The sequence below is a fragment of the Paenibacillus pedocola genome (genome assembly GCF_031599675.1).
Classification (GTDB): Bacteria; Bacillota; Bacilli; order Paenibacillales; family Paenibacillaceae; genus Paenibacillus_AQ; species Paenibacillus_AQ pedocola.
Window position 1 is genome coordinate 3,281,215 of record NZ_CP134223.1, and the last position, 12,505, is coordinate 3,293,719.

Sequence of the window (12,505 nt, forward strand, 5' to 3'; positions counted from 1 at the left end):
GGTAACCCTAATCCAGTACTAACGGCCAGAGTGGTACGCTGAACAGGAAGAATATTGCACAGCAGAAGGGGTCTTATTGATGAATGAATGGCTGCAAAATATCGGTCTATTCTCCGTGGTACTGTTACTGCTCTATACCATTAAGAAAGGTTATGATCAATACGACTTAAAAGGGATAGGTGATTATGAGGATGTTGAAGTCACGAGGCAGGCTGAGGAAGTGGTCCAGAGTCTCCGCTCACGCAAATCTTAATGCAATCTTAATTCTGTCAGATTAACCCTAACCCTGAACTAATGGCAGGGGTGTTAAGCTGAAAATCAGAAAGAGATGCTAAAGAGACAGATCATGATGGAGAGGAATGGTGAGGACGATGATGGACGTGTATATGGTAGCAGTGCTCGCTGTAATATTCGGAGTTTTCTACGCATTTGCACAGTGGTGCGGGCATGTGGCTGAGGACAAGGGAGGGACAGAGTTATGACAGTGGTATTAACAGTAACTCTTCTGTTGTTTCTGTATCTGGTATACGCCTTGATTCATCCGGAGAAATTCTAATTAACTAGAGCTATATATTAAGGAGGGTCATTCGTGGGCATTGTGCAAATTATCGTAGTCATTGCCATACTGCTGCTGCTGGTAAAACCGGCAGGTACTTATTTATATCATGTATTCTCAAATGAACCGAACAAGACAGACCGCATTTTCGGCGGTGTCGAACGCGGGATCTTCAAACTAAGCGGCCTTAACAAGCGGGACGGAATGTCGTGGAAAACCTATGCCATAAGCTTTTTGACGACTAACATTGTACTGGTTGCCTTCGGTTACATCGTTCTCCGGTTACAGGCGGGCCTGCCGCTCAATCCAAACGGGACATCCGGAATGGAACAGACGCTTACTTTTAACACAGTGATCAGTTTTATTACCAACACCAATCTGCAGCATTACAGCGGGGAGACAGGACTTTCTTATTTCTCGCAGATGGCTGTAATCACGATGTTCATGTTTACTTCTGCTGCCAGCGGTTTTTCTGTAGCTGTAGCTTTTGTCAGAGGGATTACCGGAAGAAGTTCTCTGGGGAATTTCTTCGAAGACTTTGTCAAGGCGATTACCCGGGTGTTTCTGCCGCTTGCACTGCTTATTACCCTGGTGCTGGTTGGATTGCAGGTTCCGCAGACTTTGAAGCCTACGATTCAGTTAACAACGTTAGAAGGTCAAGTGCAGCAGATTGCTACAGGTCCGGTCGCTTCACTGGAATCGATCAAACATCTGGGTACCAACGGCGGCGGATTCTTCGGAGCCAACTCGGCGCATCCGTTCGAGAACCCGTCACCGCTCACGAATGTAATCGAAATCCTGTCGATGTGGATGCTGCCGGCAGCACTTCCCTATATGTACGGATTGTTCGCCAAAAACAAACGGCAGGGCTGGGGAATTTTCGCTGCCATGATGACACTGTTCGTACTGCTGCTGTCGCTTAACTATTATGCGGAGAGCAGCGGGAATCCTGCGATAAATGCGATGGGAATCGATGCTTCACAGGGCAGCATGGAGGGAAAAGAGGTACGCTTCGGCATACCGCAATCCGCCTTGTTCACAACGGTGACGACTGCGGCTACGACTGGCAGTGTTAACAATATGCATGATACACAGACACCGCTTGGCAGTATAACTCCGCTGGCACTGATGATGCTTAATAATGTGTTCGGAGGCAAAGGCGTCGGCTTGGTGAACATGCTGATGTACGCCATCCTCGCTGTCTTCCTCTGCGGACTGATGGTCGGCAGGACACCGGAATTTCTCGGCCGCAAGATTGAAGCCCGGGAGATGAAGCTGATCGCGGTCGCCATTCTGATCCATCCGCTGATTATTCTGGTTCCTACCGCCGCCTCATTCCTGACGGATTTGGGTCAAGGTGCAATCAGTAATCCGGGATACCACGGTCTTACACAAGTCCTGTACGAATACGTCTCTTCTGCGGCGAACAACGGTTCAGGCTTTGAGGGGCTTGCGGATAATAATACCTTCTGGAATATGATGACCGGGGTGGTCATGCTGCTCGGACGGTATGTTTCCGTTATCGCTCTGCTGGCTGTTGCAGGTTCGCTCCTCCGCAAGCAACCTGTTCCGGAGACGATCGGCACCTTCCGCACAGACAACGGCCTGTTCACCGGTATTCTTATCGCCACGGTGCTGATTATCGGTGCGCTGACATTCCTGCCGGTTGTGGTACTTGGGCCGATTGCTGAACATTTGACTCTACGCTAGGGGAGAGGAAGAACAGAAATGAGTACTGTACAGAAAAAGAAACTGCTGAGTGGCCCGATGATACGAAGTGCGGTCAAGGACAGCTTTGTGAAGCTGAATCCGGTGACCTTAATGAAGAATCCGGTCATGTTCGTTGTTGAAATAGGTACGTTTATTGTCCTGCTGATGGTGATGTTCCAAGGTTACTTTAAGTCAACTGAAGCTATAGGATTCAATATTACGGTATTCTTCATCCTGCTGGTTACTGTATTGTTCGCCAACTTCGCAGAAGCACTTGCGGAGGGGCGCGGCAAAGCGCAGGCGGATTCCCTAAAGAAGACGAAACAGGATATCTCCGCGAACAAGGTGGCTGGAGGTTCGATTAAGGTCGTAGCTTCTTCCGAGCTGCGCAAAGGAGATATCGTCGTAGTCAGCCAAGGTGAACTGATTCCCGGCGACGGTGAAGTCATTGAAGGCTTGGCCTCAGTGGATGAATCCGCGATTACGGGCGAGTCGGCTCCTGTCATTAAGGAAGCGGGCGGAGACTTCAACTCGGTAACCGGCGGCACCAGAGTTGTTAGTGATGAGATTAAGGTGCGGATTACCAGTGATCCCGGCGAGTCCTTCCTGGACCGGATGATTTCCTTGGTCGAAGGGGCGAAGCGCCAGAAGACACCGAACGAAATCGCGCTGAATACCCTTTTGATCAGCTTGACGATTATATTTATGATTGTTGTGGTTACGCTGCGTCCTATTGCGGCCTACCTTAACGTTGATCTGGAAATACCGGTATTGATCGCACTGCTGGTCTGTCTAATCCCAACGACAATCGGCGGACTGCTCTCGGCTATCGGGATAGCGGGGATGGACCGTGTGACCCAATTCAACGTACTGGCGATGTCCGGCAAGGCTGTTGAAGCCGCCGGGGATATCAATACGATGATTCTGGATAAGACCGGGACGATTACCTTCGGGAACCGGATGGCGAGCGAATTTGTTCCTGTTGGCAAGGAGACGGAGGAAGATGTGGCCGTATGGTCAGTGCTCAGCTCACTAAAGGATGAGACCCCGGAAGGACGTTCTGTCATTGAACTCGTCAAAAAGCTGGGATATAACTACGATACCGGACTTGCGTCAGGAGCAGAGTTCATAGAATTCCGGGCTGAAACCAGGATGAGTGGAATGGATCTGTCGGATGGACATAAAGTCCGCAAAGGGGCCGTGGATTCCGTCAAACGTTGGGTGGCTTCTCAAGGAGGAGTCATACCGGATAACCTGGATCAGCAATCGAACATCATTGCCGGCAAAGGCGGCACTCCGCTCGCTGTAGCAGTAGATAACCGCATCTACGGACTCATTTACCTGAAGGATACCGTTAAGCCTGGAATGAAGGAGCGGTTCGAAGAGCTGCGTAAAATGGGAATCAAAACCATTATGTGTACTGGTGACAACCCGCTTACTGCAGCAACGATAGCCGCTGAAGCGGGTGTGGACGGATTTATTGCCGAAAGTACACCGGAGAACAAAATAGAGGTCATTCGCCGTGAGCAGAAGGAAGGCAAGCTGGTGGCCATGACGGGTGACGGCACCAACGATGCGCCGGCACTGGCGCAAGCGGATGTGGGGCTGGCAATGAACAGCGGCACTTCAGCTGCCAAAGAAGCGGCCAATATGGTTGATCTGGACTCCGACCCGTCCAAGATTATTGAGGTTGTGGCGATCGGCAAGCAGCTGCTCATGACACGTGGCGCACTGACCACGTTCAGTATCGCCAATGATATTGCCAAGTATTTTGCCATCATCCCCGCGATGTTCACACTGGCTATTCCGGAGATGGAAGTGCTGAATATTATGGGACTTGGCTCGCCAAGCTCGGCGATTATCTCCGCGCTGATCTTTAACGCGATCATTATCCCGCTGCTGATCCCGCTTGCCATGAGGGGCGTATCCTATAAGCCAATGAGCTCCACCAGGCTGCTGCGGCGCAATATTTTCATCTATGGGTTCGGTGGAGTGGTTGTGCCTTTCCTCGGCATTAAGCTGATTGATATGGTTGTCAGCCTTTGGATCTAGAGTAATTAGTTATAGCGGCAGAAAGGATGAACATTAATAATGTTAAATCATGAATCCAACCAGCAATCTTCCATTTCCAAAACCTCTTATTTCATAAGCATAGTAAGACTCAGCGCCGTATTTATTATTCTTTGCGGAATTGTTTATCCGCTGGCCTCGACTGCGCTTGCCCAGGTATTTATGCCTTCTCAGGCTAACGGCAGCCTGCTGAAGAACAGCAGCGGCGAGGTTGTCGGCTCCGAGCTGATCGGACAGAGCTTCACAGATCCGTCGTTATTTCAAGGCCGGGTATCGAGCATTAATTACAAGGCTGAAGCTTCGGGCTCGAACAATTATGGCCCGTCCAATCCGGATATGCTGCAGCGTACCAGTGAGAGTATCGCACAATGGAAGAAGGATAACCCGGAGGTGCCAATTAGTGAATTGCCCGTTGATCTGATTACGAATTCCGGATCGGGTCTTGATCCCCATATCTCGCCTGCAGCTGCCAGGGTGCAAATTCCCAGAATCAGTAACCTGACCGGCATTCCAGCGGATCAGCTTGAGGAGCTGATAGTGAAGACGACCGAAGGCCGTGACCTGGGCGTGTTCGGCGAGGAACGTGTAAATGTGCTGAAGCTCAATTTGGCTCTTTCAGAATTATCTGCGAAATAATCCGGCTCTTGCCCTGTCCGCGCGGTTTGCGGGCAGGGTACTTGCCGGTTATGGATGGAGGATAGGTATGGCCCCTTATAAACGTAAAAGCCCGGAAGAAATCCTGTATTCCATCTACAAGCTGCACCGGGGCAGATTAAAGATAATCATCGGTTCTGTTAGCGGCTCGGGCAAAACTTATCATATGCTGGAGGAAGGCAAGCTGCTGAAGCAGCAGGGGATTGATGTGGTGATCAGTGCTGTTTCGACTATGGGACGGTCTGAAACTGTCCAGCAGCTGGCGGATCTTGAACGAATACCCAGCATCCATTGGTGGCAGGGCAGCAAGGAGCAGAAGGATCTTCCACTAGAGACCATAATTGAACGCAATCCGGAAGTGGTCCTGGTGGATGGCCTGGCCCACCGTAACCGTGACGGAGCCCGTTTTCCGACAAGACTGGAAGATATCCGCTACTTAATGGACAACGGCATCAGCATTATTACGACGATTAATGTTTATGAGCTGGGTGGAGTAGGCGAAATCATTTTTCAAATGACGGGGATCCGTTCAGAAGAGACGGTTCCGCTGAATACCCTGGAGCTTGCGGATGAAGTGCGGCTGATCGATGTATCGCCAGAGACGATTCTTAAGCGGATTGATGAAGGCATCCTGGGTGATCAGGCGCATCCTGCAATGTCACGCAGAGGAAACCTCGGCGTGCTCCGTGAACTGTCGCTGCGTTTGGTGGCAGAGGGTGTGAATGAATCGCTGGAGAAACACCGCGAAGCTGAAGGACTCACAGGACCCTCGGGTGCAACGGAGCGGATTCTGGTCTCCAGCCAGTACCACTGGAACGGCTCGCTCTACGTAAGGAGAGGCCAGCAGATTGCTAAGCGCCTAAACGGTGATCTGCGGGTTGTAACCTTTGTATTGCCTAACCGCAAACTGACCAAGGATCAGCAGACCTTCAAGCGCTCGATCATGAAGCTGGTTGACCGGGTGGAAGGGAAATTTGAAGAGCTTCCGCTGGACCATATCCGCCAGCTGCCCTCTGTCCTTGTACGGTATGCCACGCAAAATAACGTGACCCGGATTGTGATGGGGCATTCGAAAAAAAGCCGCTGGCAGGAAAAGTGGCAGGGCTCCATTGCGAATCAGGTGCTGCGGAAAACGCGGAATATCGACGTGTTTCTGATGGCAGACCGGGTGCAGCAGGACGGGGAACGGATTTTACCGGTCAAATCGCAATCCGATAGCTCAGAAGAGCCTTTTCACCGTCTGACCCGTCAAGAGCTGGAACGGAAGATTGAAACGATTAGGCGAGGAACCTTCAAGGTCTATATCGGTGCGGCTCCCGGAGTAGGCAAAACCTATAAAATGCTGCAGGAAGGCAATCTTTTGCTAAACCGGGGGATCGACGTGGTAATAGGACTGCTGGAAACCCACGGAAGAAAAGAAACCCAGGCGCAGATTGGCGGGTTACCACTGATTCCGCGGGCTAGGATTCCCTATCAGTCCACTCAGCTGGAAGAAATGGATACTGAGGCAATTATATCCCGCCACCCGGAGGTTGTACTGGTGGATGAGCTGGCCCATACCAATGTGCCCGGCAGTCAGAGCGGTAAGCGGTATGAGGATGTTATCCGTCTTTTAGAAAACGGTATTTCTGTCATCACTACAGTGAATGTTCAGCATCTCGAAAGTCTGAACGATGCTGTAGCCCAGCTAACTGGTGTAAGGGTTCGCGAGACCGTGCCGGATGCGATACTCAAAATGGCTGGAGAAGTCGAGCTGATCGACGTCACGCCGCAAATGCTGCAGGAACGGATGCGGGAAGGGAAAATATACGCCTCCGATAAGGTGAATCAGGCGCTGGAATCCTTTTTTAAGCTCGGCAATCTAATCGCGCTGCGCGAGCTGGCCCTGCGTGAAATTGCTGATGATGTAGATGAACGGCTGGAAGCATGGGACCGGGATACGTCCCTGCGCGGTCCCTGGAGCAGACGTGAGGTTATCTTTGTGTGTGTGGATCTGGGGCCGCAGGCAGAACGGTTGATCCGCCGCGGCTTCCGTATCGCCCACCGCTTAAAGGCAGAATGGTATGTGAATTATGTGCATTGCGGGGCGCCCCTCATGGATGATGAGCAGAAGCGGCTTGAGACACTGCGGCATTTGACAGAAAGGTTAGGCGGAAAAATGGAAACTGCCGAGGCGGGCAGCAGCGGTAATTTTCATGAGCACCTGTTAAGCCGGATAAATGAAGTGCATACGACCCAGCTGATTATCGGGCAATCTCGAAGAGCGGTATGGCAGTCCTTTTTCAAGGAAAGCTTTGTACATTTCCTGCTCCGGAACGCGCGCCATATGGATATGCTGATTGTAGCGGATTTGAGGAAGTGTTGAAATCAAAAAGCGGCAATGTTATGATACGAATACCTAAATGACAGGAGTTGACAAGGATAATGTAGGATTTCTTGCGCTTATATAAAACAATAAAACAGTTCCAGCGAGTTCTATTTCGCTTGTTTTATTCTTTATGTGCAAGAAGGTTACATTATCCGTTCACTCAGAATAATAGCCTTATCCAGTACCGCCAGGTGACTGGGTTTGCTGTATTTATTTGAGCTGCGGAAAGCTAACTTTCTTGCAGCTCATTTTTTTATACAGGAGGATTACTTCATGTCATTAATTAATGTGTCGAACTTAACGTTTGCCTATGACGGCAGCTACGATAACATTTTTGAGAAGGTAAGCTTTCAGCTGGATACGGATTGGAAGCTAGGATTTACGGGAAGAAACGGAAGAGGAAAGACGACCTTTCTGAAGTTGCTGCTCGGTAAATACGAATATAGCGGAAGCATCTCGGCAAAAGTCAGCTTTGAATATTTCCCGTTCACCGTGGAGCACAAAGAATATCTGACCCTGGATGTGATTGAAGAGATTTGCCCGGATGCCCAACAGTGGCAGTTCGTGCGCGAGCTATCCTTGCTGCAGGTTTCAGATGATGTACTGTATCGTCCTTTTGATTCGCTGTCGAACGGAGAGCAGACGAAGGTGCTGCTTGCGGCGTTATTTTTGAAGGAAGACAGCTTTCTGCTGATCGATGAACCGACGAATCATCTCGATATGGAGGCAAGACAGCTTGTCAGTGATTATCTCAAAGGGAAAAGCGGCTATATTCTGGTATCCCATGACAGGGCCTTCCTGGATAATTGTGTAGATCATATTCTCTCCATCAACAAGACCGGTATCGACATTCAAAAAGGCAATTTCTCCGAGTGGTGGGACAATAAAAAGAGGCAGGATGCCTATGAGCTTGCGGAGAATGACAAGCTGCGTACAGACATCAAACGCCTGTCGGATGCCGCCAAACGCACTAGCAACTGGTCACATGAAGTAGAGAAGACAAAAAACGGCACAAGGAATTCAGGTTCGAAGTTAGACAAAGGATATGTCGGACATAAAGCCGCCAAAATGATGAAGCGCTCGAAATCCATCGAGCAAAGGCAGCAGACGGCCATCGACGAGAAATCCAAGCTTCTTCAGAATATAGAGAGCTCCAGCAGCCTGAAAATCACCCAGCTAGCTTATCATAAGAAACAGCTTGCCGAATTCGACCATGTCTCCATTCATTACGGGGAGCGGACGGTCTGTACTGACGTTAACTTTGTAATTGAACAGGGGGAGCGTATTGCCCTCTCCGGCAAAAACGGTTCCGGGAAATCCAGTCTGCTCAAACTGCTCACCGGTGATAATATAAGCTATTCCGGTACTGTCAGAACGGGCAGCCAGCTGAAAATCTCCTATGTATCCCAGGATACTTCATTCCTGCAGGGCAGCTTATCAGAGTATGCTCGGCAGCATGATCTTAATGAAAGCCTGTTTAAAGCGATCCTGAGAAAGCTCGATTTTGCCAGACTGCAGTTTGAAAAAGATTTGTCATCGTACAGCGGGGGCCAAAAGAAGAAAGTGCTGATCGCCCGGAGTCTTAGTGAAAAAGTTCATCTGCATATCTGGGATGAGCCGCTAAATTATATTGATATCATCTCCCGGATGCAAATTGAGGAGCTGCTGCTTGAATTCACACCAACCTTGCTGTTTGTTGAGCATGACCGGGAGTTTTGCAGGAACATTGCTACTAAGGTTATTGAACTTTAATCCGAAATCAGCTCTTCATCTAAAGCATCCGCGCGCCAGTTGACCGGTTACAGAATCATATCCTTTCCCAAGCTATCCACCGAGCATATTCCCGCCAAAAAGCCGCGGTTATCGCGGCTTTTTGGCGGGATGCTTGTATCCGCGAATCTGCACCTCACTTAATGCCTTGGCCCACCCGGTTCATGAAAATATTCAATACCTTGTGGCTGGTGTTCTCAGCCTTCCGGACCCCGTACAGATAGTGCTTCTTGGCATCCGTGATAAGTAGCGGAATCATGGTGATATCGGCCCCGGCCTTTATCCACGGATAGCCCTTAAGGGAGAAGTCGGTAGCTATCGTAACCGCGAGATTCTCTCTTACTGCCCTATGTATCGCTTCCACATGATTGGTGCGGAATAGAACATCTGCTGTATCCCCGAGCTGGGCGACTATATTAGCAATATATTTATCGTCATACAATACAAAGCTGCTGTTCCGCAGATCATCCGGAGTCACACTCTGTTTGGCTGCGAGCGGAGACTGTTTGCTTACCCCGATAACGAGTCCGCCCTCAATGATCTCTTCAAAATACAAATCGGGATATTTCTCATTCATGCTGGACAGCAAAATAAAAGCAAGATCAAGACTGCCATCCGATACTTCCCTCAGCAAATCTACTGTTCCGCCTTCAATAATTTCGAGCTGCAGGCCGGGATAGTCCTTCTTGAGCTGTACCAGCACATCCACCAGCAGGCCCATCGGTCCGGGAATGGTGCCTATCCGGATCTTGGCATTATTAATCCCGTTGTAATTTTGCGCTTCAATGCGCAGCTCCTGTACTTCCTTAAGTATATTCTTCGCCTTCTGGATAATCAGTTCACCTTCCGGGGTTTGAACAGCACCACTGCGGGAGCGGATAAAAATCTGCATGTTCAGTTCCTGCTCCAGCAGGGAAATCGCACGGCTGACACCAGCGACAGTCATTAGCCGGTTCTGTGCGGCGCGGGTAAGCGATCCGCATCGGGCAACTTCCACTATACATTCCAGCTGTTCCAGATTCACAAGGGTCACACTCACTTTCCTTAACTATAAGTTAACTAATATCAATATATTATTAATTTAATTGATTAAAAATATATGTTAGTATGTGCCAGAAGTCAATATAGGAGAACACAGAGAATGAGGAGAAGAATCATGCGTGGATTAAATGTTTTCGTCCAGGATTTGAAGAAGATGCTGCAAAACCGGACCAGCCTGATCACTATGGTCGTCGTCGCCTGTTTGCCGATACTTTATAGCGGAGTGATGATAAAAGGCTCCTGGGACCCTTATGGACAGCTGGATCAGCTTCCGGTAGCCATTGTCAACCTTGACAGGGGAGCGGAATTTGCCGGCAGCGAGCTGCATATCGGTAAAGATGTAGTTGAGGAGCTCAAGAAAAACGGCAGCTTCAAATGGTCGTTTGTGAATGAGGAGCAAGCCCAAAAGGGGATTACCGGCAATGTGTACTATATGACAGTAACCTTACCGGCGGATTTTTCGCAAAAAGCAACAACGTTGATGGATGATCAGCCTGAGCAGGCAGATATCATCTATGAACCGAACTGGAATTACAACTATGTCGGCGGACAGATTGGCAGCAATGCTGTAAAAGAAATCAAATCCAGCATTTCAGCTCAAATAACCGAGTCTTACGCCCGCAGCCTGTTCGATCAAATCAAGGAAATTTCCACAGGGCTGGGCCAGGCAGGCAGCGGAGCTGAGCAGCTTAACAGCGGTGCGGATAAGCTGGAGTCCGGTGCCGGGATGCTGAAAACCAATATCGGCAAGCTGGCTGAAGGGACTCAGCTGGTGGTGAATGGAGTAAAACCGCTAGAGCAGGGAGCTGAGAAGCTGCACAGTGGAGCGGTCTCGTTATCTGCCGGGGCTGGCAGCTTGACGGATGGATTGAAGCAGTTGTCATCTGCTGAAAGCCAGCTGGAAGCAGGCGCCGTGAGTACAAAGGCAGGTGCAGACCAGTTGACCGCAGGCCTGCGGACTTCATCTGCAGGCAGTCAGGCTTTGGCCGACGTACTTGAAGCTTCCTCGGAAGGGGCAGCCAGACTTGCCTCGGGGCTGGATGCCTCAGCTGCAGCCAGCTCGAAGGTGGCCGACGGTGCCAAGCAGGTCGCTGGCGGGCTGGAACAGCTGGCCGGGGCCAATGCCCAGCTGGCCCAGAATCCGCTTATCCAGCAGCTGCTGGAAGCCAGCCGGAAGGTGGCGGAGGGCAGCCAAGCATTAAGCGCCGGGCAGGAACAGCTGCTAACCGGCAGTGAGTCGCTGGCGGCAGGCCAGCAGCAGTTGCTGGGGGGCAGCCGCAGGCTTGCGCAAGGGCAGCTGCTGCTTCTGAACGGAGCTGAACAGCTGGCCGCCGGGAACAGCCGGCTGGCAGACGGAGTGCAGCAGTTCGGCGGCAAGCTGGATCTTGCTGCAGCAGGCAGCGCAGATCTGGCTGCCGGTGCCGTCCGCCTGAGCACAGGAATTACGGAGCTCAGACATGGATTAGCTCAGCTCAGCGGCGGTGCTGCCGAGCTGGCAAGCGGCTCACAGCAGCTCAGCGGTGGAGCCGGGCAGCTGCAAAGCGGTGCAGGGCAATTAACCGGGGGGCTGGATGAGCTTGCCGGGAAGCTGAACGATGCACAAGAGCGGACCTCATCTGTGAAGAATGATGAGGTAACAGTCAGCATGTTTGCTGATCCGGTGAAGCTTACAGAGAACACAGACAGAAAGGTAGAGGTATACGGCCTTGGCATTGCTCCGTATTTCCTGTCTATGGCTCTGTTTGTCGGAGGTCTTGTATTGACAGTGGTAATCCCGGCACGCACCTCAACCGTTACAGGCGCACAGCCGTTTGGCCGCTTCCTGAGCCGGACGCTGACATTCATGATGATGAGCGCCGCCCAATCGCTGATTGCCGCTCTGATTCTGCTGTACGGGATTGGCCTCAAAGTCCAGAATGTCCCGCTCTTTCTGCTGTTTACGTTCTTTACCAGCTTGACCTTCCTTATGATTATACAAACCATTGTCACCTGGCTTGATATGCCAGGCCGGTTCGTCGTAATCATTCTGATGATTCTCCAGCTCACTTCGAGCGCAGGCACATTTCCCCGGGAACTGCTGCCGGAATGGATGCAGCGCTTAAATCCTTATCTGCCGATGACCCATAGCATCCGCGGGCTTAAGGCTGTCATTTCCAGCGGTGATTACAGCTTAATGTGGCATCAGGCCGGTATTCTTTTGTGTTATGCGGCAGGCTTCGTGCTCTTGACGCTGCTTTACTTCTTGCGCCAGAACGGCAACTCTATTGAAAAGGGGGAAGGCGTATCCGCTTAAATTAAAACCGATTGCTGTCACTATTCTCTGGAGGACCTGATAC

9 protein-coding genes are annotated in these 12,505 nt (G+C 50.7%); 8 read left to right on the plus strand and 1 reads right to left on the minus strand.

Going from position 1 to position 12,505, the window contains the following annotated elements:
- Positions 1–79: 79 nt before the first annotated feature.
- The 7 genes from QU597_RS14255 to QU597_RS14280 all read left to right on the plus strand — a co-directional run bounded on the left by QU597_RS14255 (position 80) and on the right by QU597_RS14280 (position 9,110).
- Positions 80–253 (plus strand): hypothetical protein, encoded by a 174-nt coding sequence (locus tag QU597_RS14255; protein ID WP_310828619.1) that lies wholly within the window; start codon positions 80–82, stop codon positions 251–253.
- Positions 254–478: 225 nt separating this feature from the next.
- Positions 479–556, plus strand: a complete 78-nt coding sequence (kdpF, locus tag QU597_RS28780) for a K(+)-transporting ATPase subunit F (RefSeq protein ID WP_206105117.1) — start codon at positions 479–481, stop codon at positions 554–556.
- Between the two features lie 33 nt (positions 557–589).
- Positions 590–2,266: a potassium-transporting ATPase subunit KdpA gene (kdpA, locus tag QU597_RS14260; RefSeq protein WP_310828620.1), complete on the plus strand. Its 1,677-nt coding sequence runs from the start codon at positions 590–592 to the stop codon at positions 2,264–2,266.
- Positions 2,267–2,284: 18 nt separating this feature from the next.
- A complete protein-coding gene (gene kdpB / locus QU597_RS14265; protein WP_310828621.1) occupies positions 2,285–4,318 on the plus strand; it encodes a potassium-transporting ATPase subunit KdpB in 2,034 nt (677 codons plus the stop codon).
- A gap of 39 nt (positions 4,319–4,357) precedes the next feature.
- The gene (gene kdpC / locus QU597_RS14270) at positions 4,358–4,972 is read left to right on the plus strand and encodes a potassium-transporting ATPase subunit KdpC (RefSeq protein ID WP_310828622.1); all 615 of its coding nucleotides are present in this window, start codon (positions 4,358–4,360) and stop codon (positions 4,970–4,972) included.
- Positions 4,973–5,039: 67 nt separating this feature from the next.
- Complete coding sequence (locus tag QU597_RS14275) at positions 5,040–7,355, plus strand: histidine kinase (RefSeq protein WP_310828623.1); 2,316 nt, start codon at positions 5,040–5,042, stop codon at positions 7,353–7,355.
- Positions 7,356–7,631: 276 nt separating this feature from the next.
- Positions 7,632–9,110, plus strand: a complete 1,479-nt coding sequence (locus tag QU597_RS14280) for an Lsa family ABC-F type ribosomal protection protein (RefSeq protein ID WP_310828624.1) — start codon at positions 7,632–7,634, stop codon at positions 9,108–9,110.
- 154 nt (positions 9,111–9,264) lie between these two features.
- Here the strand turns inward: QU597_RS14280 and QU597_RS14285 are convergent, their stop codons facing one another.
- Positions 9,265–10,161 carry a LysR family transcriptional regulator gene (locus QU597_RS14285; RefSeq protein ID WP_310828625.1) on the minus strand — a complete coding sequence of 299 codons (897 nt, stop codon included), beginning with the start codon at positions 10,159–10,161 and terminating at the stop codon, positions 9,265–9,267.
- 108 nt (positions 10,162–10,269) lie between these two features.
- Here QU597_RS14285 and QU597_RS14290 point away from each other — a divergent pair, with 108 nt between their 5' ends.
- On the plus strand, positions 10,270–12,462 hold the full coding sequence (locus QU597_RS14290) for a YhgE/Pip family protein (RefSeq protein ID WP_310828626.1): 2,193 nt from the start codon (positions 10,270–10,272) through the stop codon (positions 12,460–12,462).
- Positions 12,463–12,505: the final 43 nt, after the last annotated feature.

Bases quoted from the DNA above. Each gene is read 5' to 3' on its own strand.
- QU597_RS14255 (WP_310828619.1), top strand. From the start codon at position 80: ATGAATGAATGGCTGCAAAATATCGGTCTATTCTCCGTGGTACTGTTA.
- kdpF (WP_206105117.1), top strand. From the start codon at position 479: ATGACAGTGGTATTAACAGTAACTCTTCTGTTGTTTCTGTATCTGGTA.
- kdpB (WP_310828621.1), top strand. From the start codon at position 2,285: ATGAGTACTGTACAGAAAAAGAAACTGCTGAGTGGCCCGATGATACGA.
- kdpC (WP_310828622.1), top strand. From the start codon at position 4,358: ATGTTAAATCATGAATCCAACCAGCAATCTTCCATTTCCAAAACCTCT.
- QU597_RS14275 (WP_310828623.1), top strand. From the start codon at position 5,040: ATGGCCCCTTATAAACGTAAAAGCCCGGAAGAAATCCTGTATTCCATC.
- QU597_RS14280 (WP_310828624.1), top strand. From the start codon at position 7,632: ATGTCATTAATTAATGTGTCGAACTTAACGTTTGCCTATGACGGCAGC.
- QU597_RS14290 (WP_310828626.1), top strand. From the start codon at position 10,270: ATGAGGAGAAGAATCATGCGTGGATTAAATGTTTTCGTCCAGGATTTG.